A 24763-nucleotide genomic window follows, 5' to 3' on the forward strand; every position below is an offset into this window, starting at 1 on the left:
GAAACACCAGATTCCAAGACCAATACGACAAGGAGACAACATGAACCGACGCGCACTGACCGCCGCCATGGCAATGGGATGCCTGCTGGCCGTGGGCCTGCCCGGCGCCGCTGCCGCACAAGGCAGCCAGGCCGGCAACTGGCCGAACAAGCCGATCCGCATGATCGTGCCGTTTCCGGCCGGATCGTTCACCGACACCGTGGCACGCGTGCTGTCGGAGCGGCTGACCCGGTCGCTGGGCCAACCTGTGGTGGTGGAGAACAAGGCCGGCGCGAACGGCCTGATTGGCGTCGGGGAGGCCGCGCGCTCGGCGCCCGACGGCTACACGCTGCTGGTCACCAATTCCAGCAGCGTCACCATCAATCCCCACATCTACAAGAAGGCCAGCTACAAGGCCCGCGACCTGGCCCCGGTCACGCTGGTGCTGGAGGCGCCGTTCATCCTGGTGACCAACCCCGAATGGTCGCAGAAGCACGCCGTGGCCACGGTGCCCGACCTGGTCCGCTACGCCTCGCAACATCCGGGCAAGATCAGCTACGGCTCGGCCGGCCCCGGCAATATCGCCCACCTGAGCTTTGCGATGCTGAACAACAGGGCCCGGATAAACACTACGCACGTGCCATACAAGTCCGCCGCCCAGGCGGAAATGGCGGTGATCAGCGGCGAACTCGATACCGCTTTCGATACCTGGACCGCGCTGCCGCAGATCAAGGCCGGCAAGCTCAAGCCCATCGCGGTCAGTTCCACGCGGCGCATGACGCAGCTGCCTGACGTGCCAACCGTCGAGGAGGCCGGCCTCAAGCCGTTCAACTCCACGTTCTGGATCGGCCTGCTGGCACCGGCTGGCACCCCGCAGCCCATCGTCCAGAAACTGCACGCGGCTACTCGCGGCGTGCTGGACGACGAGAAGGCCAAGGCGGCGCTGAGCCAGCAGGGTGATGTGGTGATGGTGGACCCCGAAAACTTCGCCATACGGGTCGAAAAAGAAGAGGTGAGCTGGGATGCGGTGATCCAGAAGGAGAACATCACGCTGGATTGACCGACGCAAGGGTGGTGCACGAGGTGGCCGGGTGACATTCCGGCCGCATCCCGATGCGCCACCTCCGGCTGGCCATCGGTAGCAACCCCAAGTTGACGCCATTTTTCATGAGCATAAAATCTGTTTCACAAACATGAAAATAGAGCGCCGGCCATCCGGTACGGCGCCACTATGTTGGAGACAGCCTGCCCATGACCGCATCTTCCGCCGCCCCGCCGGCGGCTCCCGTTTATTTCGTCCGTACCGAAGAGGTTGCCGGCTATCACCCGGCCAACCATGTCGGCACCCTGAACCGTCGCATCATTGGCCGCGAAAACGTTGGCGCCACGCAACTCGAAGTCATCCACGGCACCATCGAGCGCGGCAAGGGCGCGCTGCCGCATGCACACCCGGGCATCGAGCAGGTCTGCTACGTGCTGGAAGGCCGTGCGCGGGCCGAGGTCAATGGCCAGGCGCGCGATCTGGGGCCGGGCGACTGCTGCTTCTTTCCGGCCGATGCCATGCATGTGTTCACGGTGATCAGCGACGAGCCCGTGAAGCTGCTGGTGATCTACGCCCCGCCGTACGAGGAATCGCCGGATCGCGTGATTCGTCCGGCCTGAACCTCGCAGTCAGCCGGACCCATCAAGGCCTTGCAGCCGCCCAACCCCCTGGAGGAGATCACCATGCCGAATTTCCGCGTGCGGCGCACGCTTGTCGCCGCCATGCTGGCGCTACCTGCGACGGCGCTGCCGCTGGCCGTGCAGGCAGCCGACACTTATCCGAGCCGGCCGATCCGGCTGGTCGTGCCATTTGCCGCAGGCAGTGGCACCGACGCCGTGGCGCGCATCACGGCCAAGGAACTGGGCGACGCGCTGGGCCAGAACGTGGTGGTCGACAACCGGCCCGGCGCCAACGGCGCGATTGCCGCCGAACTGGTGGCGCAGGCCGCGCCCGACGGCTACACGCTGTTCATGACGACTAACACCACGCATTCGGCCAATCCGTCGTTGATGAAGAAGCTGCCCTACGACCCGATCAGGGACTTCACGCCGGTCGCGCGCATGGGCAACCTGCCGTTCATGCTGGTCATCAATCCGAAGCTGCCCGTCAAGACGGTGGGCGAACTGATTGCCTACGCCAAGGCCCATCCGGGCATGTCCTACGCCAGCGGCAACAGCACTGGCATCGTGTCCGGGGCCACGCTGGACCGCATGGCCAACATCGACCTGCTGCACGTGCCATACAAGAGCACGCCGCCGGCCATGACCGACGTGATTGCGGGCCAGGTGCCGATGATGTTCGTCGATGTGGCGGCCGGCATTGCCAACGTCAAGGCCGGCAAGATGCGCGCGCTGGCCGTGACCACCGCGCAGCGCAGCCGCCTGCTGCCCGACCTGCCCCCGATTGCCGACACGCCGGAGCTGAAGGGATTCGACATCACGTCCTGGAACGGCGTATTCGCGCCGGCAAAGACGCCGCAGCCGATTGTCGAGCGGTTGAACCGCGAACTGTCGAGGATCGCCTCCAGCAAGGAGGTGGCGCCGAAGTTCGAAGCACTGGGTTTCGAGGCGTTCGGCCAGACCCCGCAGCAGTTCACGGCCTTTGTCGGCAGCGAACTCGTGAAGTGGAACAAGCTCGTCAAGGACGCGGGCATCCAGCCGGAATAAGGAGCACCGGATGAATTTCGAAAGGACACCCGAGCAGAACGCCATCGTCGACGCCGTGACGCAGCTGTGCAGCGACTTCGGCCCGGATTACTGGTCCGAACTGGACCGCGAACACCGGTTCCCCGAAGCGTTCCACCAGGCCATGGCCGGGGCGGGCTGGCTGGGCATCGCCATGCCCGAGCGATTCGGCGGTGCGGGGCTCGGCATCACCGAGGCGGCGCTGATTATGCAGACCGTGTCGGCGTCGGGGGCCGGATTCTCTGGCGCTTCGGCCATCCACATGAACGTGTTCGGCCTGAACCCGGTGGTGGTATTCGGCAACGAGGCCCAGCAGGCGGCCGCGCTGCCGCCGCTGATCGAAGGCCGCGACAAGGCCTGCTTTGCAGTGACCGAGCCCGACGCGGGGCTGGACACCACCCACCTGAAGACGCAGGCCGTGCGCACCGCCGACGGCAGCGCCTACCGCGTGGACGGCCGCAAGATCTGGATTTCGACGGCGCAGGTGGCCACGCGCATGCTGCTGCTGGCGCGCACCACGCCGCCGGACGCCGTGAGCAAGCCCACGCAGGGCCTGAGCCTGTTCTATACGACGCTGGACCGCAACCACATCGAAGTGCGAGAGATCGACAAGATGGGGCGCGGCGCGGTCGATTCGAACATGCTGTTCATCGACGGCCTGATGGTGCCGGCGGAAGACCGCATCGGCGAGGAGGGCAGGGGCTTCGAGTACATCCTGCACGGGCTGAACCCGGAACGCATCCTGATCGCGGCCGAGGCCGTGGGGCTCGGGCGTGCCGCGCTGGAGGCCGCCACGCGTTATGCCCGGGAGCGCACGGTGTTCGGCCGGCCGATCGGGCAGAACCAGGGCATCCAGCATCCGCTGGCGCAAGCCTGGATGGCGCTGGAGGCGGCCGACATGATGGTGTGGAAGGCGGCCTGGCTCTACGATCACGGCAAGCCCTGCGGCGCGGAGGCCAACGCGGCCAAGTATCTGGCGGCGGAGGCCGCGCACCAGGCATGCCAGACGGCCGTGCTGACGCTGGGCGGGATGGGCTATGCGCGCGAATACCACGTGGAACGCTATCTGCGGGAGTCCTATATTCCACGCATCGCGCCGGTCAGCGCCCAGCTGATCATGTGCCATATCGCGGAGCGCGTGCTGGGGCTGCCCAAGTCGTACTGACCGTGAAGGAAAAGGAAAAGGAAAAGGAAAAGCCCCGGACCTGTGAAGATCCGGGGCCTTTTCAGTGCAGGTTTCCCGCTGCCGCGCCATGACGATCCGTGAGGATCTGACACCGTTGTGTGCCACGGTGCCTTTCAGCGATGAAAACGTCCAATCATCGTTGAAAAACACTATAGGCCGGTGCTCATGGCGCGGCGCGCGGCGGCATGTTCTTCCCATCTAAGAGCCCATGCCGCGCAAATCTGGATGACCCTGCCCGCCATCCAGACCGCGGAAATCGTCAATTACTTACCCAGCTCGTGGCCAATCACGCCACCCACCACGGCGCCACCGACCGTACCGGCCGTGCTGCCGTGGGTGGCCTCATGGCCCACCACACCGCCTGCCACCGCGCCGGTTGCCGTGCAGCCCGACAGGGCCCAGCAGCACGCGCCGATGGCGACAACGCCTGTGATTCGCTTCCACATGATGTTCTCCTACGTTGGCGCCACGCAGTTCCTGCTGGTGTTGCGCGGCGGCGTCTGTCGTTCATCACGCCTCAAGGATAGGTCCGCGCCGCCGCCGGGCCTTTCCGGCGGGCGCTGATTGCACTGTAGGAATTTGTCGGACGGTCGCAACACGGGGCGGGGACCGCGTGTCAACCGTGCAGACGTACGAAACCGGGCTGGGCGCGTAGCGGCAGCAAGCGGGCTGATGCACAATCCCCCACTTCAGTCTGGGCTGAAACGACCGATAACCGTTGGCGGTGCCGGAAATTTCACGCCGGGCGCGCCTGAGCCTTCAGAATGGCGGCCTGCCGCAAGCCACTTTCCCGTCACCCGCTGCCATGATGTCGCCCCGTTTCGACGCCTCCCTCGTCCTGATTTCCGTGCTGGTTGCCGTGCTGGCGTCGTATACGGCGCTGGACCTGGCAGGCCGCATTTCCACCGCGGCCCGTGGCCGCTACGCGCGGATGTGGCTGGCCGGCGGTGCCGTGGCCATGGGACTGGGCATCTGGTCGATGCATTTCATCGGCATGCTGGCCTTCCGCCTGCCGATCCCGCTGGGGTACGACCTGGCCATTACGGGGGCATCATTGCTGATCGCCGTGCTGGCGTCGGCATTCGCGCTGCGCCTGGTCAGCCTGGAGTACCTGCCGCGCAGGCGCCTGGCGCTGGGGGCGCTGGCGCTGGGCGCGGCCATCTCGAGCATGCACTACACGGGCATGGCGGCCCTGCGCATGCAGCCCGGCATCGATTACGACCCCTGGCTGTTCCTGCTGTCGATCGTGATTGCCGTGGCGGCTTCGGGCGCGGCCCTGTGGATTGCCTTCCGCCTGCGGCGCAGCATGCCGCGCGTCCATCAGCTGCGGCTCGGTGCCGCGCTGGTCATGGGCGGGGCGATCGCCGCCATGCACTACACGGGCATGGCGGCGGCACGTTTTCCGCTGGGGAGCATCTGCGGTGCAGCGGGTTCGGGCGTGGACAGCGGTGCGCTGGCCCTGCCGATCCTGGTCGTCACCGTATGCGTGCTGGCCGTGGCGCTGATCACATCGGTGCTCGACATGCGTCTGGAAATGCGGACGGCGGTGCTGGCCGACGCGCTGGGCGTGGCCAACAAGGAGCTTGAATTCCTGGCCCTGCACGACAAGCTGACCCACCTGCCCAACCGCGTGCTGCTGGAAGACCGCTTCCAGCAGGCCATCCAGGCGGCCACGCGGCAGCCGGGCACATTTGCGGTGCTGTTCGTGGATCTGGACGGATTCAAGAGCGTCAACGATACCTACGGCCACCAGATGGGCGACAGCCTGCTGGTGGAGATTGCCGGCCGCCTGCGCGCGTCAGCCCGCTCCGAGGACACCATCTCGCGTGTGGGCGGCGACGAGTTCGTGGTGCTCGCCAGGATCGACGAACCGGCCGACGCCGGCGTGATGGCCGAGAACCTGATCGAGGCGTTGCGCGAGCCCGTGAATGTGGCGGGCCATGCGCTGCATGTGTCGGGCAGCATCGGCATCGCGCTCTATCCCGCCGACGGCGCCGACCAGGACACACTGATGACCAACGCCGATGCCGCGATGTACCACGCGAAGGCGTCGGGCCGCAACGCGTACTGCTTCTTCGAACGGTCGATGAACCATCAGGCGCGTGTCCAGCAGTCGCTGATCCAGGACCTGCGCGGCGTGGTCCGCACGGGCCAGCTTGAACTGCACTACCAGCCCAAGTTCGCGGCAACGGACAGCCGCCTGGTGGGCGCCGAGGCGCTGTTGCGCTGGCAACACCCGGTACACGGGCTGCTGATGCCCGACCAGTTCATCGGCCTGGCCGAAAAAACCGGTGCCATCGTGCCGATCGGCAAATGGGTGCTGGACGAAGCCTGTCGGCAGCTGGCCGCCTGGCACGCCAACGGTCATGCGGACTGGTCAATGGCCGTGAACCTGTCGGCGCTGCAATTCTGTCACGCGGGGATGATCGAAACCGTGTCCGAAGCGCTGGCGCATCACGGCATCCCGGCGCCGCGCCTGACGCTTGAAATCACGGAAACCACGGCGATGCACGATGTGGAAGAGACGCTCGCCATCATGACGCAGCTCGACAAAATGGGCGTACGCATCGCCATCGATGACTTCGGCACCGGCTATTCAAGCCTGCTGCATCTGAAGCGCATTCCGGCCAGCGAACTGAAGATCGATCGCGGCTTTGTGCGTGACCTGGCGGAGGATTCGGAGGATGCGGCCATCGTGTCGGCCATCGTTGCGCTGGGCCGTACGCTTAACCTGCAGGTCGTGGCGGAGGGGGTAGAGACCGCCGCGCAGCAGTCGTTCCTGGCGGGGCTGGGGTGCGATGCGCTGCAGGGTTACCTGCTGGGCCGGCCGGTGCCTGCCGCGCAATTCATGAGCCAGGCGGCGACGCAGTGAGCGCCGCCGCCTGGCGGGTTCGGGCTGTATCAGCCCGGATCTGGCCCGAGCGGGCCATAGCGTGGATCAGGCACCGTCCGTGTACGGGCTGCGTGCGTCGCGCACATCATGTGCGCCGTCGACGAACGGGTTGCGCGCATCGCGCACATCGCGGGCGCCGTCGGTGTACACGTCGCGCGCGCCAACGCGCTCGACCAGACCATCACGGTTGGTCACACGTGCGCCGTCGGTGTAAGGATCAGTGCTGCGCGGGGCAGCGTTGACCATCGTGGCGGCGCCGGCCAGCGTAGTGGCAAGGGCGGTATAGAGCAGGGCTTTCTTGAGCATGTGGACTCCTTGGATTCGAGGATGGAGGCAGTTTGGTGTTTCGGTGATTTGTACCGGTCGTCATGCGACCTTGGCTTGCAGTCTATGAGCGGGGCAGCCACGCCAACATGACCAACGCATGACAGATTCGTCATTCGTTCGCGCGTGCCGCCCGGCGCCATGCACACGACCAAAAAGGGCCGCGGCGAATGCAACATTCCGGCGGTAATCGGCGGATTCCGCGGGAGCCACGCCAACAACCTGTAGAATCCGTGCTGGTCCGCCGGATTTCCTGCCCGGACCGCTCCCCCCTTCGAATTCTCCAGCCCGCCCGCAAGGTGGCGGGCGCGCACGATAAGTCATGTCCGAGTCTGATGCAGCCAAACAAGCCGCGGTGGCATGGATCCGCGAGCAGATGGATCACCATGGCCTGACGTTCGACCATCTCGTCGAAGCAGGCTGCTTTACCGATGCCGACACCGATGATGGCGCCGATGTGGCGCCATCCGCCCCCCACGCCGAGGCGCCCGCGGCGGGCGCCGCCGCGCCGCGCGCGATGTATCGCAATGCGATGGGTCAGACCTGGGACGGCGTCGGCGAATATCCGGACTGGCTGCAGCGGGCGGTCAACGCCGGACAATCGATCGACTTCTACCGCGTCGACTGAGGCGCGCCCGCCCGATACCGGCTTCCGATTACTGCGCGACGGCCAGCGAGGTCACCGTCAGCAGCCCATCGACACGGTCCACGGTGAACCGCACCTTGTCGCCCGCCTGCACCCGCGTCAGCATCGCCGGGTCCTTCACCCTGAAAATCATCGTCATCGCGCCCATGTCGAGGTTGCCGATCGGCCCGTGACGAATCGTCAGCTTGCCGGCCCCGGCATCGACCTTGCGGATTTCGCCTTCCACTTCGGGTAACGGCGCCTGCGCCGTGGCGGTTGCCACTGGCGCATCGGACGCATCGGACGCATCGGCCGTGACCGCCAGCGAAGCGGGGGACGCCCCGGCCAGCAGGGCCAGCAGCGTTGCGGTTGCCATCGTGTGTTTCATTTCTGTCCTTCGGTCGTGCGGCTTGAATGGTTGATCCGGCAAAGCGCCTATCGCGTGCGGCGCAGCGCCTGCGCCACGGGTTCGGTGTATTCGAATGCCACCGTGCCCTTGGGATGCCGATACCAGCCTGGATCGCGGTAGTCATTGGCCGCCATGCCCGCGCGCACCTTGAGCGTGGTGAACATGCCGCCCATCTCGATGGGTCCGAACGGGCCCTGGCCGCTCATCATCGGCAGCGTGTTCTCGGGAAGCGGCATTTCCATGCTGCCCATGTCGGCCATGCCCGCCTGGCCCATCGGCATGTAGTCGGGTACCAGCGCGTTCATGCGGCTGGCCAGGTCCTTCTGTTTCACGCCGATCATCGTGGGCAGGTTGTGGCCCATCGCGTTCATCGTGTGGTGCGACTTGTGGCAGTGGAAGGCCCAGTCGCCCGGGTTGTCGGCCACGAACTCGATGGCACGCATCTGGCCCACCGCGACATCGGTGGTCACTTCCGGCCAGCGTGCCGACGGCGGCACCCATCCGCCATCGGTGCCCGTTACCTCGAAGCGGTGGCCGTGCAGGTGGATAGGGTGGTTCGTCATGGTCAGGTTGCCCATGCGGATGCGCACCCGGTCGCCCAGCCGCACGGGCAGCACGTCGATGCCCGGAAACACCCGGCTGTTCCATGTCCACATGTTGAAATCGGTCATCTCGGCCACGCGCGGCGTGTATGAGCCGGGGTCGATGTCGTAGGCGGCGATCAGGAACACGAAATCGCGGTCCACGCGCCGGGCGGCGGCATCGCGCGGATGCACGACGATAAAGCCCATCATGCCCATGGCCATCTGCACCATCTCGTCCGAATGGGGGTGGTACATGAAGGTGCCCGCATGGCGCATCTCGAATTCGTAGACGAACGTCTTGCCGGGCGGGATATGCGGTTGCGACAGCCCGCCCACGCCATCCATGCCCGCCGGCAGCAATACGCCGTGCCAGTGCACGGTGGTGTGTTCCGGCAGCTTGTTGGTGACGAAGATGCGCACACGGTCGCCTTCCACGCATTCGATCGTCGGTCCCGGACTCTGGCCGTTGTAGCCCCACAGATGGGCGGTCATGCCGGGCGCCAATTCGCGCTCGACCGGTTCGGCCACCAGATGGAATTCTTTCCAGCCATTGCGCATGCGCCAGGGCAGCGTCCAGCCGTTGAGCGTGACCACGGGCTGATAGGGCCGGCCGCTGGCAGGCGCAAGGGGGGGCTGGGTGGTGGCGCTGTGCTGCAGCGGTGCCTCGGGCAGGGCGGCCGCGCCCGCGCGCGACACCATTGCCGTGCCAAGCATGGCAGCCGCCGACTGCCCCAGGAAATTGCGTCGGGAAACCATTGTCATTGTCCTTGTGGGGTCGTGGCCGCAGGGGTGGCCGCTGTGGGTGCGACCGTCGCCGCGGCAGTTGGCGCAGCAGTGGCGTCCGGCAGGCGGCCGCCCAGCGCGCCGCGCAGCTCGGAATCGGCCAGCCAGAAGTCGCGCTGCGCGTCGAGATAGCCGTTCACGGCGTTGACCTGTTCGCGCGCGTCGGTCAGCAGTTCGAACACGCTGACCAGCATGCCGTTGTAGCGCAGCAGGCTTTCGTCGACGATGCGCTTGCGCAGCGGCACCACTTCGTCGCGATAGTGCAGGGCGATGTCGTAGCGCGCCCGGTAACCGGCGTAGGTCTCGCGCACCATCGACCGGGCGTTGATCGCCTGTTCTGCCAGCCGTGCCGCCGCCTGCATGTAGACGGCTTCGGCACGGGCCACGCGGGCGCCGCCCCAGTCGAACAGCGGCACCTCGATGTCGATGCCGTAGCCCGTCTCGCGCGGCCGGCTGGTCTCGGAGTTATGGATATAGCTGACGTCCAGCACGCTGATGAAGCGCGTGGCGCGGGTCAGGCCGAGCGAGCGCGACAGGCTGTCCAGTTGCAGGCGGCCGGCCTGCAGGTCCAGGCGCTGCGACATCGCATAACCTTCCAGATCCTGCATGGCCGGACGCGCCTTGGGCAGGTCGGGCAGGCGGTCTGGCAGCGTGTAGGCGATGTCCGTACCCCACAGCCCCAGCTCGCGCGTCAGCTGTTCGCGCGCCGCCAGCGCCCGCTGGCGGGCGCGCGCCAACTGCGCCGCGGCTTCGGCATAGAAAGCCTGCTCGCGTGCATGATCGAGTGCACTGACATTGCCGGCGCGGGCCAGGTCGCGCGCAAACAGCGCGCCGGTTTCGGCGGCCCGGCGTACCTTTTCGGCATAGCGGGCGGCCTGCCCGGCGGCAACGGCCTCCACCCAGGCGCGACGGGTGGCCTCGGCCCGACGCAGTGTGGCATCGGCCACGGCCAGGCGCGTCTGCGCAAAGCGGCCTTCCTCGATGCGGGCGGCAAAGGGCAGCGCCAACAGGTTCATGAGGCCGATGGTGACTGCCCGGTCGATCTTGAGTTCGTCGCCCGAGGTCTTGCGGCTGAACGAGAAACCGGGGTTCGGCAGGCGCGTGGCCTGCACGTAGTCGGCCTCGGCGATGCCCAGGTCGGCGTACTGGGCCTGCAGCCCGGCATTGTTGAGCAGCGCCACCTGAATTGCGGCATCGGCATCTAGTGGTTTCGCCAGAAGCTCGCGCGTGCGGTCGCGCAGTGCATTGCGATCGGCGTCGCTGCGCGCCCAGATGGCATCCTTGCCCAGCCTGTCGCGCGCGGTGTCGGCAACCGGGCCGAAACCGCCGTCGGGCGCAAAGCCCGCACACCCCGTGAGGAGGATCGCCGTGGCCAGTGGAACCGCGGCGCGACGGAAGATAGCGTTCATCATCGCAGGGCTCCGTCAGTGCGCGTGATGGCCGGCGTGGCCACTTTGGTCCACCTGTCCTGCGGCCGGTGCGGATGCCGGCGCGGCGCGGGTGCCCTGCGACATGCGGTGGCCGGCATGCGGGTCGGCCGCCGGGGCGGCACCCGGTGTGACGTCGGCATTCGACTGGCGCCAGGGCGAGACCTTGGGACTCTGGTAGGGGACGTAACCGGCCAACGGCGCGATGTCGGGCAGCGGCGGCACGGGGGCGGCAGCGTTCAGCGGATCGGGCAGATCGGGCGGGTGGGCCGGATGGACGGCAGGCGCCGACGCCTGGGCCACGGCAAGGGCCGGTGCAAGCGTCAGCAGCCAGGCCACGGCGACAGTGCGCACGGCGGGCATGACAACCTCTTGAATCTTGGGCCGCCGCACGCGGCGGTTCAGGCCGTGCGGCAGGCGAATACGGGGATGGATCGGCGCGGACGATTCAGTCGACTGCGCCCTGGGCGCCGGTTCAGGCGCGGGGACGAGCGTGCGAAGGACGCACCTCGGGTGTCAGCAACGACGGGCAGGCGGCCGGTCGGCAGGCAGCGGAAGCTGGCTGGCAAAGCTGGCCGGGGTGGCCAGCGGGAGGGCGTGGCGGCGGTGTTGCAACGCCACGAGGGGGATTTCCGGCAGCAGCATGGCGCTGGCTGCGCAGGCGCCGCACGCGCTGCAATGGCCGGCGGCATGGTGCGGATGGTCGGCCGGCTGGTCAGGCGTGGCGCCGGCAGGATGGACGTCGTGCCACACTGGCATATCGGCGTCGTCACTCGCGCCCGCCTGATGGCAGTGCGCGTGGTCCATCTGGACCATCTGGCCAGCCTGGTCCACCACCATCACCGCCCCGGCTTCAGCTTCCGCCTTGATGGCGGCATGTCGTTCCGGCATTGACAGGCCCGCGGCTTCCGTGACGCTGCAGATCATCATGACGGCCGCGGCCGCGCCCTGGATGGGCAGCGCGAACATGGCAAGACACAACAGGAAGCTGGCGAACAGACGTTTCATCAGAATTTGACTAGACCTGCCCGGTCAGTGGCGAGGCAGGCTGCCACAATCGGGGCAGCGGGCATTGTACTGTGTTTGACGGCAGGATTTCGCCGATTGACGATGACATTCCTGCAATGTTCCACAAAATGCGTCTAACCTCGGATAGTGTCTAGGTTCTGCAATAAACCGAAACGGCGGCACCGGCGGTTGGCCGGCGCCCGGAAGTGAATTCCCATGCGTATCCTGATTGTCGAAGACGAACCGAAGGCCGGCGATTACCTGCTCAAGGGCCTGACGGAGTCCGGCTTCGTGGCCGACCTGGCGCGCGACGGCGTGGACGGCCTGTCCCATGCCCGCGAGCAGCACTACGACCTGATCGTCCTGGACGTGATGCTGCCCGGCATCGACGGCTGGCAGGTTCTGCGCGAACTGCGGCGCGACAAGGACACCCCGGTGCTGTGCCTGACCGCGCGCGACGAACTCTCGGATCGTCTCAAGGGTCTGGAACTGGGCGCCGACGACTATATGGTCAAGCCGTTCGCGTTCGCCGAACTGGTGGCGCGCATCCGTACCATCCTGCGCCGGGGGCCGTTGCGCGAGAGCGAATTCATGGAAGTGGCGGACCTGCAGATCGACACGATCCGGCGCCGCGTCACGCGTGCCGGCCAGAAGATCGACCTGACGTCGAAGGAATTCGCGCTGCTGCAACTGCTGGCGCGGCGTCGCGGCGAGGTGCTGTCGCGCTCGCTGATCGCCTCGCAGGTGTGGGACATGAACTTCGACAGCAACACCAATGTGGTGGATGTGTCGATTCGCCGGTTGCGCGCCAAGGTGGACGACCCTTTCCCGAAGAAGCTGATCCATACGCGCCGGGGCATGGGCTACGTGCTCGATGAGTCGGAAGAAGCATGAGCGTCGCAACATGAGGCGCCTCGTGCGCATGCGGCGCGCGCTGAAGGCGTGGATGCCCGCGTCGCTGACTACCCGGCTTGCGCTGGCCTATGGCCTGACCACGGCCGCGATCCTGGTCGGAGTGGCCACCTATCTGTCCAGCGCGCTTGGCAGCCAGTTGCAGTCGCGCGACGAATCCGAACTCGTGGGCGAAGTGCTGCTGGTACGCCATCTGTTGCGCGAGGTGGCCGACGAAACCGAAATCCGCACCGATACGCATCGATTTGCGGATATTGCGATGGGTCATGAGGGGCTGATCCTTGTCGTGCGCAACGCGGCAGGCGACCCCCTGATCTCGCTGAATCCCCATAACGAAACCCTGCCGCCGCTGCGCGTGCTGCCGCTGTCCACGGCCCCTGACAAGTCGCAGCTGCAGACCTGGCATCCGCGCAATGGCGTGCCGTCGCGCGGCATGGCCGCCCTGGGCCAGATTGGCGACACGGGCCGGACCGTCGAGATCATCGTGCTCAGCGACGCCGGCTACCGCGTGGCGCTGATGCGCGAGTATCGCGGCGAACTGCTCGGCGCGGTGCTGTGCGGGGCGATTGTGGCGGCAGCGCTGGGCTTCGTGCTGGCCCGCCGGGGCCTGCGCATGTTGCGGCGCATGGCCAGCGATGCGGCGGCGGTGACTACCAGCCGCCTGGCGACGCGGCTCGATGTCGGCGGCGCGCCGGAAGAATTGCGCGAGCTTGCCGGGGCGCTGAACGGCATGCTGGCCCGGCTGCAGGACAGCTTCACGCGCCTGTCGCAGTTCTCGGCCGATCTGGCGCACGATTTCCGGACGCCCATCAGCAACCTGGTAGGGCAGACGCAGGTAACGCTGGCCCAGCGCCGCACGCCCGCCGAGTATGAGACGGTGCTCGAATCGAACCTGGAAGAGTACGAGCGCCTGTCGCGCATGATCGAGAACATGCTGTTTCTGGCGCGTGCGGACAACGCGCAGGTGGCGCTGGGCGCCCGCCCGCTCGATGCACGCGCCGAACTCGACAAGGTGGCGGAGTATTTCGAGGCCGTGGCGGCCGACCGGAACCTGACGGTAATGGTGTCGGGCCACGCCACCGTCGTGGCCGACCAGACGTTGCTGCGCCGCGCCATCATCAACCTGCTGGACAACGCGCTGCGTCACGCGCCGATGGGCAGTGCCGTGCGCATGGCCGTGGCCCGCAACGGCACGGACGGGACCGCGATCACCGTGACCAACGGCGGCCCCGCGATCGAGGCCGATGCCTTGCCACATCTGTTCGGACGCTTCTATCGCGCCGATCCGTCGCGCCGGAATTCGTCGGGATCCACCGGCCTCGGTCTGGCGATTGTCGACACGATCATGCGGCTGCACGGCGGCAGCGTGTCGGTGACCAGTGTCGAGGAGCAGACCCGCTTCGAACTCGAGTTTCCTGACAATTCTGTCAGTAGGGCAGGCGCATAATGGCGCCGCGCGGACTATCCGTCCGCGGACCCTACAGGAGACCGACATGCAGGTGCAACCGTATCTAGACTTTGGCGGACGCTTTGATGAGGCCATGGCCTTCTATGGCCAGGTGATGGGCGCAAAGGTGACATTCCTGATGCGCTACAAGGACACTCCTCCGGGCGGCGGCGAGCCGCCGTCAGCGGCATGGGCAGAGAAGGTCATGCACGCCAACGTCCAGATCGGCGATAGCCAGATCATGGCGTCGGACGGCCGCGAGGGACAGACCCCGGCGTTTTCGGGCTTCATGCTGTCTGTAGGCTACGTGCCGAACGCCGAAGGCAAGCGCATTTTCGACGCGCTGTCCGAAGGCGGACAGGTCATCATGCCGTACCAGAAGACCTTCTGGGCCGAAGGCTTCGGCATGGTGGTCGACAAGTTCAAGATGACCTGGATGGTGAACTGCGAGCATTGAGGCTTGGCCAGCCTCTCCCCCAAGCAGGAGAGGCTGGCCCGCGTCAGCGCGAGACGGCGCCGGCTGGTTCGGCCGCCGTTTCCGTCCCGCGCCCATGCGCCCATCTGTACAGCACCGGCAGTACCAGCAGCGTCAGCGCCGTCGACGACAATATCCCGCCAATGACCACGGTCGCCAGCGGCCGTTGCACCTCGGCGCCGGTACCGGTGGCAATGGCCATCGGCACGAATCCCAGCGAAGCCACCAGCGCCGTCATCAGCACCGGCCGCAGACGCGTCAGCGCCCCGTGGAACACCGCGTCATCGAGCGATTCGCCTTGCTCGCGAAGGCCACGGATAAACGACAGCATCACCAGCCCGTTGAGCACGGCCACCCCGGACAGTGCGATAAAGCCCACCGCCGCCGAGATCGACAGCGGAATCCCGCGCAGCCACAGTGCAAGCACGCCGCCGGTCAGGGCAAACGGAATGCCGGTGAACACCAGCAGGCCGTCGCGCGCATTACCGAACATCACAAACAGCAGCACGAAGACCAGCAGCAGCGCCAGCGGCACCACGATCTGCAACCGCTCGGTGGCGGACTGCAATTGCTCGAACGTGCCGCCCCAGGCAATCCAGTAACCGGCCGGAATCTGCACGCGCGATTCGATGGCCGACATGGCCTCGGGGACGAAGCCGCCCACATCCCGGCCGCGCACATTGGCGCTGATCACGATGCGGCGCTTGCCGTTTTCGCGCGATACCTGATTGGGGCCTGGCGATACGTCTAGCGTAGCAATTTCGCCAAGAGGGATGTAGCTGGTGCCGCCGTTGGCGCCTCGGGGCAGCGGAATCGGCAGGCGCCGCAGGGCCTCCACGTCGGAACGGATGCCTTCGGGCAGCCGCACGCCGATATTGAAGCGGCGGTCGCCCTGGTAAAACACCCCCGCATCGCGGCCGCCGATGGCGATGGCCACGGTGTCCTGCACGTCGATCATGTTCAGCCCGTAGCGCGCGGCGCGGGCGCGGTCCACCTCGACGGTCAGCACGGGCAGGCCGGTGGTCTGCTCGACCTTGACTTCCGTGGCTCCGGGCACCGACTGGAGCACCTGGGCGATCTTCTGCGCCGTGGCGTCCAGCACCGCGTTGTCGTCGCCAAACAGCTTGACCGCGACGTCGCTGCGCACGCCGGAAATCAGCTCGTTGAAGCGGAGCTGGATCGGCTGGGAAAACTCGTAGCGATTGCCCGGAATGGTCTCCAGTTCGGCCTCCATCGCCGCGCGCAGCGCATCGCGCGAGCGGCCCGGATCCGGCCACTGATCGCGCGGCTTCAGCATGATGTAGGCATCCGACGCATTGGGCGGCATCGGGTCGGAAGCAATCTCGGCCGTGCCGGTGCGCGAGAACACGCGTTCGATTTCCGGAAATTTCGCCTTGAGACGGGCCTCGACCTGCTGCTGCATCGCCACCGACTGCGTCAGGCTGGTGCCCGGAATGCGCAGTGCCTGTACCGAGAAGTCGCCCTCGTTCAGGTTCGGGATGAACTCGCTGCCCAGCCGCGTGGCCAGCAGGCCGCTGAGCAGGATGGCCACCACGGCCGCCGTCAGCACCACCGGCGTATTGGCCAGCGCATGCCTGAGGGCAGGCTCGTACCGGCGCCTGGCCCAGCCCATGATGCGGTTTTCCTTTTCGGCGACACGGTCACCGATGAACAGCGCGACCGCCGCGGGCACAAAGGTCACGGACAGGATCAGCGCGCCCAGCAGCGCCACCACCACCGTCATCGCCATCGGGTGGAACATCTTGCCTTCCACGCCGGTCAGCGCAAAGATCGGCACGTAGACGATCATGATGATCAACTGCCCGAATACCAGCGGGCGCCGGGCCTCGCGGGCGGCGGCAAACACCTCCTCGAAGCGTTCCGCGCGGGTCAGCGGGCGGCCCAGTTTTTCCCGGGCATGGGCCAGGCGTCGCACGCAGTTTTCGACGATCACCACCGCGCCGTCAACGATGATGCCGAAGTCCAGCGCACCCAGGCTCATCAGGTTGGCGCTGATCCGGTACGTGACCATGCCTGTAAATGTAAACAGCATCGACAGCGGAATCACCATCGCCGTGATCAGCGCCGCCCGCAGGTTGCCCAGGAACAGGAACAGCACCGCTATCACCAGTACGGCGCCTTCCAGCAGGTTCTTCTTGACCGTGCCGATGGCCTTGTCGACCAGCGTCGTGCGGTCATAGACCGTGACGGCCTTCACCCCGGCCGGCAGGGACTTGTTGATCGCGGCCATGCGCGTGTCCACCGCACGCGACACGGCCCGGCTGTTCTCGCCGATCAGCATGAACACCGTGCCCAGGACCACCTCGCGGCCATTATCCGTAGCGGCCCCGGTGCGCAGTTCGCGGCCGAGCCCCACATCGGCCAGGTCGCGCACGCGAATCGGCTGGCCCTGCGCCGTGCCGACGATCACCTCGCGGATATCGTCGATCGACTTCACCTGCCCGGGCGCCCGCACCAGGTACTGTTCGCCGCGCCGCTCGATATAGCCGGCGCCGACGTTGCCGTTGTTGCGCTCCAGTGCCTGCACCACGTCTTGCAGCGACAACCCGTAGGACGCCATCTTCTCCGGGCTCGGCGCCACCAGGTATTCCTTGGCGAAACCGCCAATCGAGTTGATCTCGGTCACCCCAGGCACCGTGCGCAGTTGCGGCTTGATGATCCAGTCCTGGATTTCGCGCAGGTCCGTGGGCGTATACGCGGTGCCGTCGGGCTTGCGCGCGCCGGGCTCGGCTTCCACGGTCCACAGGTAGATTTCGCCAAGGCCGGTGGAGATCGGCCCCATCTGTGGCGAAATGCCGGAGGGCAGGTGCTCGCGGGCTTCCTGGATGCGCTGGTTGACCAGTTGCCGCGCAAAGTAGATGTCCGTGCCGTCCCGGAAAATCACCGTGATCTGCGACAGGCCGTAGCGGGACAAGGACCGCGTCTGCTCCAGACCCGGCAGGCCGGACATCGCGGTCTCCAGCGGATAGGTAACGCGCTGCTCGGCTTCCAGCGGCGAATAACCGGGCGCCTCGGTGTTGATCTGCACCTGCACGTTGGTGATGTCGGGCACGGCATCGATCGGCAGGCGGCTGTAGTTGTAAACACCCAGCCCCGCCATGGCGAGCACGCCCAGCATGACCAGCCATCGCTGTACGATGGCAAACCGGAGAATACGTTCGAACATGGCGGCCTCCGGTCAGTGCGCGTGCTCGGCGCTGGCCTTGCCCTGTTCCGCCTTCAGCACGAAGCTGTTCGCGGAGACATAGCGCGTGCCGGCTGTCAGGCCATCGACGATTTCAATGCGCTTGCCGTCGGTGCGCCCCGTCTTGACCGCGCGCGCCGCAAAGCCGCCTGGCACCTCGACGTAGACCTGCTGGCGGTCGCCGTCGGTCTGCAGCGCATCGCTGTCGATGACCACGGCGGCGTCGGTTTCGCCGGTGGCGACGCTGACGGTGACGAACAACCCCGGCCGCCATGCCATCTGCGGATTGGACAACGTCACGCGCGCCGTGGCCGTGCGGGTCTGCTGGCCCAGCAGGGCGCCCACGTACGAAATCCTGCCTTCGGCGGTGCCGTCGAAGGCGGCGGATGTCACCCGGACCGCCTCACCGAGCCTGACATGTCCCAGGTCCTTGGCCGCGATCACGAACTCGGCCCAGACCGTGTTCAGGTCGGAAATCGTAAAGACCGCGGTTTCGGCCGCCACGGCCTCGCCCAGTGCGAGATGCTTTTCCACCACGATGCCGTCGAACGGCGCGCGCAGCTCGAACTGGTTGATGGCGCGGGCCGACGTCGTGGCACCGATCGCGGTCAGCTTCTGCCGCGCGTTCTGCGCGGCGATTTCGGCTTCCTGCAGTGCGGTGCGGGCGGCCAGGAAGTCCTGCTCCGCCGACACCTTGTCTTCCCAAAGTTTCTTTTCCCGTGCGTAAGTGGTGCGGGCCAGTTCCAGCCGGCGCTGGGCGGCCAGCAGTTCGCTGCGCTGGTCGGACAACTGGGTGCTGGCGAATACAGCCAGCAGGTCGCCTTTCTTCACGCGCTGGCCCAGGTTAGCCACCACCGATTCGGCGACGCCCGCCACACGCGGCACGACGTGCGCGGTGCGGTCCTCGTTGAACTTGATTTCGCCGGGAAATTCCACGGCGCTGCGAATCCTGCCTGGCCCGGCGCTGGATATCGACAGGCCGGCGTTGCGGATCTGCTCCGGCGTCATGGGGATCTGGCCGGCGTCCTCGTCTGCGTGGTCTGCGTGGTCGCCATGACCGGCGTGGCCGGCTTCCGTGGCCGAGGCCGGCGCGGCATGCGCGGCCTCGCCTTCGCCTTCATGGCTGTGGCCGTCGCCGCGCCCAACCAGCAGCAGCGCCAGCGCGGCCATCAGGCCGGCGATCACGATGGCGGCAATCGCTGCGCCTTGTTTGCGAGTCAAAGTCATCACGGTATTCCTTGGGTTGGCGCGTCAGCGGCCAAGAATGCGATCGATCGTGGTGGCGGCCTGCCAACTGCTGGCGACGACACCGAGATAGCGGATGCGGGCCTGGAACAGCGTGCGCTGCGCATCCAGCACATCGAGATAGTTGAATTTGCCAGCCTCGAACCCCTGCGTGGCCGCCTGGAAGGCGCGCTCAGCGGCGGGCAGGACGGTCTCGCGCAAGGTCAGCGCCGAGGTGCGCGACACGTTCAGCTGGCTGGATGCCTGCTGCAGGTCGTGATCCAGCCGCAGCCGCGTGGCGCGCAGTTCGTCGGCCGCCTTGTCCGCCTGGCGGATGGCGGTGTAGAGGTTGCCCTGGTTGCGATCAAACAATGGCAGCGGAATGGCGATGCCCAACACGGGGAAAGTGCCGCGCTCCGGGGCACCGTTGTCGCGCTTGGCACCCACGCTGAGCGTCACGTCCGGGTACTGGCGGCTGCGCTGCACGTTGATTTCGGCCTGCCGCCGATCCAGTTCCCGTTCGCTGGTCAGCAGCGCGGGCGCGTTGTCGAGCGATTGGCGGAGCAGGGCGGATGCCGGTCGGGCCGGCAGGTTGTCCAGCTTGCCGTCGGCTTCCGAAAAACGCGGGGACGGATTGCCCCACAGCGTGGCGAGGGTCTGGCGGGCAGCCACGAGCCCTGCATCGGCCTCGGCGCGCTCCAGTTCGGCATTGGCCAGTTCGACCTGGGCCTTGGTTTCCTCCACCGGCGAGATCTTTCCCGCCGCCACGCGGCGCGCGGCCGCTTCGGCGCCGCGCCGGGCGATATCGACGGACCCGGCGGCCAGCCTGATGCGTTCCTGGGCGATCAAGACGTTGAAGAAAGCGCCGATCACGGTAGCGCGCAGATCCGCCTGCGCGGCCCCGAGCTGGGCTTGCGCCACGTCGCGTGCGCGCTGTGCGGCGCCGATGCGCGCGCCGCGCTTGCCGCCAAGTTCCACCGGCAGGTTCATCTGGGCGGTGGTGGTACGCGTGGCCTGCCGCGTGTCTTCCATCTGGACCGACACTTCGGGATTCGGGATCACGCGGGCCTGGGTAATGCCGCCTTCGGAGGCATCCACTTCGATCCGCGCGGCCGACAGCGTGGGGTTCTGCGACGCCGCCAGCGCCAGCGCGGCTTCGAGCGTCAGGGCGCCGGGCGGCTCCTGGACACCGGATGCGGCGTCCTGAGCGGACGCCCCGGGCGTGAAGAATGGGCTGCACAACGCGGCCGCCAGCCCGAGCGGCAATAAAAGGCTTCTCATCGAATTCACCAGATCACGCAGGAGAAAATCGGCGAGACGCGAAACGATACCGCCTGGCGGTATCGGGATGACAGGGTCAGTCGTGCGTCCCGCCGGCTAGGCGAGGCGCAGCCACTGGGGCCGGTCGGGGACGGGGGCTGGAATGGAGCCGAACGCGTACTGGTGCGGCTGGTAGCGCAAGGTGACGTAGCGATAGTCACCGGGCATGCGGAGTTCGGCAAAGACGCCGTGCGAGCCGGGGAAGTGACAGGCGGTGCAGTCGCCGTCGGGCAGGTTGGCCGCCTTTGCGGTGGTCTTGCCGGCCGTTTTGCCGGCCTTGTGCCCGTCGTTGCCGTGCTCGTGCGTGTGATGGCCGAAATGGCTGGTCATCGCGGCCGGCAGGTCGGCCGATTCGTGCGCGCAATAGGCCGCCGCGCCGGCCCAGGCAAACTGGAGCGGCAGCAGGATCGACAGGAAGACGAGCAGCAGGCGGCGCATGGGCAGCGATTATAGGCCGCCGCTCCGGCGGTGAGCATTACGTTGATGTCATCGTCGGGGTCTTTTCGGGCAATGCTTGACCTTGAAGTGGCTACAGGGTCTTCAATAGCGGGCAACAACGCATAAATGGATAACCGCCATGGCTCGTACCACCCCTGAAAACCAGCTGCCGCCCGCTTCGGCAGCCCGCGGTCTTGGGCACGACCATTCACACGACCACGACCACGACCACGATCATGGTCATGACCACGCGCATGCGCACGGTCACGACCATTCGCACGATCACGACCACGGCCCGACTCCCGCGAGTTGCGGCTGCGGCACGAGCTGCGGCGCCCCGATGACGGTGGGCCCGCCAGTTGACGCACCCGCTGGCACACGATCGGCCGCTTACCGCATCGAGGCGATGGACTGCCCGACAGAGGAAACGCTGATCCGGAACAAGATCGGCAACATGGGCGGCGTGGCGGCGCTCGACTTCAACCTGATGCAGCGCGTGTTGACCGTACATCACACGCTCGATTCGCTCGATCCGGTCGTCCAGGCCATCGCATCGCTGGGCATGAAAGCCGAACCGCTGTCGGACGACAGCGCCAAAGCGGCCGTGGCGGAACCGGGCAAGCCGTGGTGGCCGCTGGCGCTGGCCGGTGCGGCGGCCATCGGCGCCGAAGTGGCCGAGTGGTTCCACATCGGCACGCCTTATCTGCCGGCGGCGCTGGCGTTGGCAACGGTGCTGATGTCGGGCCTGGGCGTCTATCGCAAGGGCTGGATCGCGGTGCGCAACGGCAATCTGAACATCAACGCGCTGATGAGCATTGCCGTCACGGGTGCCATGGTGATTGGCCAGTGGCCGGAGGCGGCGATGGTGATGGTGCTGTTCGCGCTGGCCGAGCGGATCGAGGCAGCCTCGCTGGACCGCGCCCGCAATGCCGTGCGGGGGCTGATGGCGATGGCCCCGGAGCAGGCCACCGTGCTGCAGGCCGATGGCACCTGGCAGGCCGTGGAAGCGCGCGCGGTGGCGGTGGGGGCGACAGTGCGGCTGCGCCCCGGCGAACGGGTGGCGCTGGACGGGCGCGTGCTGCGCGGCCAGTCGGCGCTTGATCAGGCGCCGATTACTGGCGAGAGCGTGCCGGTGGACAAATCGCAGGGCGATCCGCTCTATGCCGGTTCGATCAATCAGTCAGGCGAACTCGAATACGCCGTGACGGCGCCCGCCAACGATTCCACGCTGGCGCGCATCATCCATGCCGTGGAAGCCGCGCAGGGCAGCCGCGCACCGACCCAGCGTTTCGTGGACCAGTTCGCGCGGATCTATACGCCGGTGGTTTTTGCCATCGCGCTGGGCGTGGCTGTGATTCCGCCGCTGGTCCTGGGCGGCGACTGGCTGGATTGGATCTACAAGGCGCTGGTGTTGCTGGTGATCGCGTGTCCGTGCGCACTGGTGATCTCCACGCCGGTGACGATCGTCAGCGGACTGGCGGCGGCGGCCCGGCGGGGCATCCTGATCAAGGGCGGCGTCTATCTGGAGCAGGGCCGGCATCTGTCATGGCTGGCGCTGGACAAGACCGGCACGCTGACGCACGGCAAGCCGGCGCAAACCGACATGGCGCTATTGGTGGACGACCTGCCGCAGGCGCGCGCCATCGCTGCAAGCCTGGCTGCGCGATCGGACCACCCGGTGTCGCGCGCGGTTGCCACGGCGGCGGACGCCGATGGCGTGGCGCGGCTGGAAGCGAGCGATTTCGCGGCCTTGCCCGGGCAGGGCGTACGTGGCACGGTGGATGGGGTGGCGTACAGCTTCGGCAATCACCGGCTGATCCACGATCTGGGCGCATGTTCGCCGGCCCTGGAAGCACGGCTGGAGGCCATCGAGCGGCAGGGCAAGACCATCGTGATGCTCGCGGCGATGCCCGGCAACGGTCAGCCGGCCCGTGCGCTGGCGCTGTTTGGCGTGGCCGACACGGTACGCGAGACCAGCCGGCAGGCCATCGAACAGCTGCACGCGCTGGGCGTGAAAACGCTGATGCTGTCGGGCGACAACCCGCATACGGCGCAGGCCATTGGCCAGGCGGTGGGAATCGACGAGGTGCGGGGCAATCAGTTGCCGCAGGACAAGGCCGATGCCATCGCCGCGCTGGCGGGGCAGGCGCATACACATGCCAACAAGGTCGGCATGGTGGGCGACGGCATCAACGATGCGCCCGCGCTGGCACGGGCCGATATCGGTTTTGCGATGGGAGCGGCGGGCACGGACACGGCCATCGAAACCGCCGACGTGGCGCTGATGGACGATGACCTCCGCAAGATCCCCGCCTTTGTGCAGCTATCGCGCCGTACGTCGGCCATCCTCAGGCAGAACATCACGCTGGCGCTGGGCATCAAGGTGGTATTCCTGGCCCTGACCGTGATGGGCATGGGGACCATGTGGATGGCGGTGTTTGCCGATATGGGCGCGAGCCTGCTGGTGGTATTCAACGGGCTCCGCCTGACGCGCAGGGGCGCGGCCTGACCCTGGGTCGGCGAACCCAGGGCGCCGCCGATTACGGCTGGATGATCAACTCGCCGCTGCGGCCGGGGATTTCGCCCCAGGTGACCGGCAATTGCGGCAGATCGGTGCGGTCGATGTGCCGGTAGTAGGTGGCCATCGATACCAGATCGTGCCCTTGGGCGCGCCAGCCAGCCAGCAGCCTTTGGAAAACCGGGGCCAGCTTGCCGCCTTCCAGTTCGGTGTGGAGCGTGAAGACGTGGTCGTCGTCGCCTTCGGTCAGCTTCAGCACGGCGTGGTGAACGTTGTCCTCGGTCAGGTCGCCCACGCCGATCAGTTCGTCGAGTGTCGGCAGCGTGGTTGGCATTTGCACGTGGCGGCATGGTTTGCCCGCCACGGTCGGGATGTAGGGCGCCGTGCCCCGGCCATCCGACGCGTAGGTCATGCCCCAATCGTCGATCTGGCGAAACGCCTCTTCATTCATCTGCCAGCCTGCCGCGCCGTGCGTGGTGGGCGGCGTGCCGAAGATTTCCACGAATCGCTCGAACGACTGCTGCATCTGGCGGCGCGTCCACGCCGCATCGCGCCCGCGCACGTTGTCCTGCCAGTAGACATGGTCCCAGGTATGGATGCCGCACTCGTGGCCCGCGGTAGCCGCGGCACGCATCTCGGCGGCGCCCTTGCGGCCGATGTCGGGCCCCGGCAGCAGCACGCCGTACATCAGCGTGCGCAGGCCGTAGTTCGACACCACCGACGTGCGCGACACCTTTTTCAGGAAGCCAGGACGAAATACGCGGCGCAGCGCCCAGCCCGTGTGGTCCGGGCCAAGGCTGAACAGGAACGTCGCTTCCGCCTGATGCGGAGACAGCATCGACAGCAGCGCGGGAACCCCTTCGCGGGTGCCGCGCAGCGTATCGACGTCGACTTTCAGGGCAATGCGGGCCATGGGGCGGTCAGTTGCTGCTGTCGACCAGCGTACGGGCGTCCACCACCTTGTCGCGGTAGGCCTCGAAGATGCGGCGCAGCGCCTGCTCCATCGTCACCTCGGGCTTCCAGCCCAGCTCGTCGATCGTGTTGTCGATCTTCGGCACGCGGTGCTGCACGTCCTGGTAGCCCTTGCCGTAGAACTCGCCCGACGACGTCTCCACGATCTGCGTCTTGCGCGCTTCCTCGGCGTACTCCGGATAATCGGCCGCCATCTTCAGCATCATCTCGGCCAGCTCGCGCACCGAGTGGATGTTCTTCGGGTTGCCGATGTTGAAGATCTTGCCGCTGGCCACGCCATCCTTGTTCTCGATGATCTGCATCAGCG

22 protein-coding genes and 1 pseudogene are annotated in these 24763 nt (G+C 66.8%); 10 read left to right on the plus strand and 13 right to left on the minus strand.

Annotated elements, in window-relative coordinates; all coding sequences use genetic code 11:
• The first annotated feature begins 40 nt into the window (after nucleotides 1–40).
• From BLQ58_RS12045 to BLQ58_RS12060, 4 genes are all read left to right on the plus strand, one after another.
• On the plus strand, nucleotides 41–1039 hold the full coding sequence (locus BLQ58_RS12045) for a Bug family tripartite tricarboxylate transporter substrate binding protein (protein WP_092597992.1): 999 nt from the start codon (nucleotides 41–43) through the stop codon (nucleotides 1037–1039).
• Between the two features lie 191 nt (nucleotides 1040–1230).
• Nucleotides 1231–1641: a cupin domain-containing protein gene (locus BLQ58_RS12050; protein WP_092597995.1), complete on the plus strand. Its 411-nt coding sequence runs from the start codon at nucleotides 1231–1233 to the stop codon at nucleotides 1639–1641.
• Between the two features lie 102 nt (nucleotides 1642–1743).
• Nucleotides 1744–2688 carry a Bug family tripartite tricarboxylate transporter substrate binding protein gene (locus BLQ58_RS12055; RefSeq protein WP_254775915.1) on the plus strand — a complete coding sequence of 315 codons (945 nt, stop codon included), beginning with the start codon at nucleotides 1744–1746 and terminating at the stop codon, nucleotides 2686–2688.
• Between the two features lie 10 nt (nucleotides 2689–2698).
• Nucleotides 2699–3871, plus strand: a complete 1173-nt coding sequence (locus BLQ58_RS12060; protein WP_092598001.1) for an acyl-CoA dehydrogenase family protein — start codon at nucleotides 2699–2701, stop codon at nucleotides 3869–3871.
• Between the two features lie 284 nt (nucleotides 3872–4155).
• On the opposite strand, the gene BLQ58_RS12065 is transcribed toward BLQ58_RS12060, so the two are convergent.
• The gene (locus BLQ58_RS12065; RefSeq protein ID WP_092598004.1) at nucleotides 4156–4338 is read right to left on the minus strand and encodes a glycine zipper 2TM domain-containing protein; all 183 of its coding nucleotides are present in this window, start codon (nucleotides 4336–4338) and stop codon (nucleotides 4156–4158) included.
• Nucleotides 4339–4697: 359 nt separating this feature from the next.
• Between BLQ58_RS12065 and BLQ58_RS12070 the strand changes: the two genes are divergently transcribed.
• Nucleotides 4698–6764: a putative bifunctional diguanylate cyclase/phosphodiesterase gene (locus tag BLQ58_RS12070; RefSeq protein ID WP_092598007.1), complete on the plus strand. Its 2067-nt coding sequence runs from the start codon at nucleotides 4698–4700 to the stop codon at nucleotides 6762–6764.
• A gap of 66 nt (nucleotides 6765–6830) precedes the next feature.
• Here the strand turns inward: BLQ58_RS12070 and BLQ58_RS12075 are convergent, their stop codons facing one another.
• Entirely contained in the window at nucleotides 6831–7091 is a 261-nt protein-coding gene (locus tag BLQ58_RS12075) for a copper resistance protein CopQ (RefSeq protein ID WP_092598010.1), read from the minus strand.
• A 340-nt stretch (nucleotides 7092–7431) separates the two neighbouring features.
• Here BLQ58_RS12075 and BLQ58_RS12080 point away from each other — a divergent pair, with 340 nt between their 5' ends.
• On the plus strand, nucleotides 7432–7737 hold the full coding sequence (locus BLQ58_RS12080; RefSeq protein ID WP_092598014.1) for an H-NS family nucleoid-associated regulatory protein: 306 nt from the start codon (nucleotides 7432–7434) through the stop codon (nucleotides 7735–7737).
• A gap of 28 nt (nucleotides 7738–7765) precedes the next feature.
• Here BLQ58_RS12080 and BLQ58_RS12085 read toward each other — a convergent pair whose 3' ends face one another.
• The 5 genes from BLQ58_RS12085 to BLQ58_RS12105 form a co-directional block, all read right to left on the minus strand.
• A complete protein-coding gene (locus BLQ58_RS12085) occupies nucleotides 7766–8110 on the minus strand; it encodes a copper-binding protein (RefSeq protein ID WP_254775909.1) in 345 nt (114 codons plus the stop codon).
• A 59-nt stretch (nucleotides 8111–8169) separates the two neighbouring features.
• The gene (locus BLQ58_RS12090) at nucleotides 8170–9483 is read right to left on the minus strand and encodes a multicopper oxidase family protein (protein ID WP_092598020.1); all 1314 of its coding nucleotides are present in this window, start codon (nucleotides 9481–9483) and stop codon (nucleotides 8170–8172) included.
• Between the two features lie 2 nt (nucleotides 9484–9485).
• A complete protein-coding gene (locus BLQ58_RS12095) occupies nucleotides 9486–10922 on the minus strand; it encodes a TolC family protein (RefSeq protein WP_092598023.1) in 1437 nt (478 codons plus the stop codon).
• A 12-nt stretch (nucleotides 10923–10934) separates the two neighbouring features.
• Nucleotides 10935–11300 (minus strand): hypothetical protein, encoded by a 366-nt coding sequence (locus BLQ58_RS12100; RefSeq protein ID WP_092598026.1) that lies wholly within the window; start codon nucleotides 11298–11300, stop codon nucleotides 10935–10937.
• Between the two features lie 153 nt (nucleotides 11301–11453).
• Complete coding sequence (locus BLQ58_RS12105; protein ID WP_092598029.1) at nucleotides 11454–11945, minus strand: hypothetical protein; 492 nt, start codon at nucleotides 11943–11945, stop codon at nucleotides 11454–11456.
• Between the two features lie 216 nt (nucleotides 11946–12161).
• Here BLQ58_RS12105 and BLQ58_RS12110 point away from each other — a divergent pair, with 216 nt between their 5' ends.
• The 3 genes from BLQ58_RS12110 to BLQ58_RS12120 are packed head-to-tail and all read left to right on the plus strand — an operon-like array spanning nucleotide 12162 to nucleotide 14761.
• Complete coding sequence (locus BLQ58_RS12110; RefSeq protein WP_092598032.1) at nucleotides 12162–12839, plus strand: heavy metal response regulator transcription factor; 678 nt, start codon at nucleotides 12162–12164, stop codon at nucleotides 12837–12839.
• 10 nt (nucleotides 12840–12849) lie between these two features.
• Entirely contained in the window at nucleotides 12850–14304 is a 1455-nt protein-coding gene (locus BLQ58_RS12115; RefSeq protein ID WP_175459892.1) for a heavy metal sensor histidine kinase, read from the plus strand.
• A gap of 46 nt (nucleotides 14305–14350) precedes the next feature.
• The gene (locus BLQ58_RS12120) at nucleotides 14351–14761 is read left to right on the plus strand and encodes a VOC family protein (RefSeq protein WP_092598035.1); all 411 of its coding nucleotides are present in this window, start codon (nucleotides 14351–14353) and stop codon (nucleotides 14759–14761) included.
• 43 nt (nucleotides 14762–14804) lie between these two features.
• Here BLQ58_RS12120 and BLQ58_RS12125 read toward each other — a convergent pair whose 3' ends face one another.
• From BLQ58_RS12125 to czcI, 4 genes are all read right to left on the minus strand, one after another.
• A complete protein-coding gene (locus BLQ58_RS12125) occupies nucleotides 14805–17966 on the minus strand; it encodes a CusA/CzcA family heavy metal efflux RND transporter (RefSeq protein ID WP_092598038.1) in 3162 nt (1053 codons plus the stop codon).
• A 12-nt stretch (nucleotides 17967–17978) separates the two neighbouring features.
• The gene (locus BLQ58_RS12130; RefSeq protein ID WP_092598041.1) at nucleotides 17979–19211 is read right to left on the minus strand and encodes an efflux RND transporter periplasmic adaptor subunit; all 1233 of its coding nucleotides are present in this window, start codon (nucleotides 19209–19211) and stop codon (nucleotides 17979–17981) included.
• Between the two features lie 24 nt (nucleotides 19212–19235).
• Nucleotides 19236–20489: a TolC family protein gene (locus BLQ58_RS12135; RefSeq protein ID WP_139186098.1), complete on the minus strand. Its 1254-nt coding sequence runs from the start codon at nucleotides 20487–20489 to the stop codon at nucleotides 19236–19238.
• Between the two features lie 96 nt (nucleotides 20490–20585).
• Nucleotides 20586–20966 carry a cation efflux protein, CzcI family gene (gene czcI / locus BLQ58_RS12140; protein ID WP_092598044.1) on the minus strand — a complete coding sequence of 127 codons (381 nt, stop codon included), beginning with the start codon at nucleotides 20964–20966 and terminating at the stop codon, nucleotides 20586–20588.
• Between the two features lie 139 nt (nucleotides 20967–21105).
• Here czcI and BLQ58_RS12145 point away from each other — a divergent pair, with 139 nt between their 5' ends.
• On the plus strand, nucleotides 21106–23475 hold the full coding sequence (locus BLQ58_RS12145) for a heavy metal translocating P-type ATPase (RefSeq protein ID WP_092598047.1): 2370 nt from the start codon (nucleotides 21106–21108) through the stop codon (nucleotides 23473–23475).
• 31 nt (nucleotides 23476–23506) lie between these two features.
• Here the strand turns inward: BLQ58_RS12145 and BLQ58_RS12150 are convergent, their stop codons facing one another.
• Together BLQ58_RS12150 and BLQ58_RS12155 are read right to left on the minus strand one after the other, a co-directional pair.
• Complete coding sequence (locus tag BLQ58_RS12150; protein ID WP_092598050.1) at nucleotides 23507–24397, minus strand: polysaccharide deacetylase family protein; 891 nt, start codon at nucleotides 24395–24397, stop codon at nucleotides 23507–23509.
• A 7-nt stretch (nucleotides 24398–24404) separates the two neighbouring features.
• Nucleotides 24405–24763, minus strand: a pseudogene (locus BLQ58_RS12155) (bifunctional UDP-4-keto-pentose/UDP-xylose synthase); the annotation flags it as partial.

Origin of the sequence: Ralstonia sp. 25mfcol4.1, from assembly GCF_900104095.1 — a bacterium.
Taxonomy (GTDB): Bacteria; Pseudomonadota; Gammaproteobacteria; order Burkholderiales; family Burkholderiaceae; genus Cupriavidus.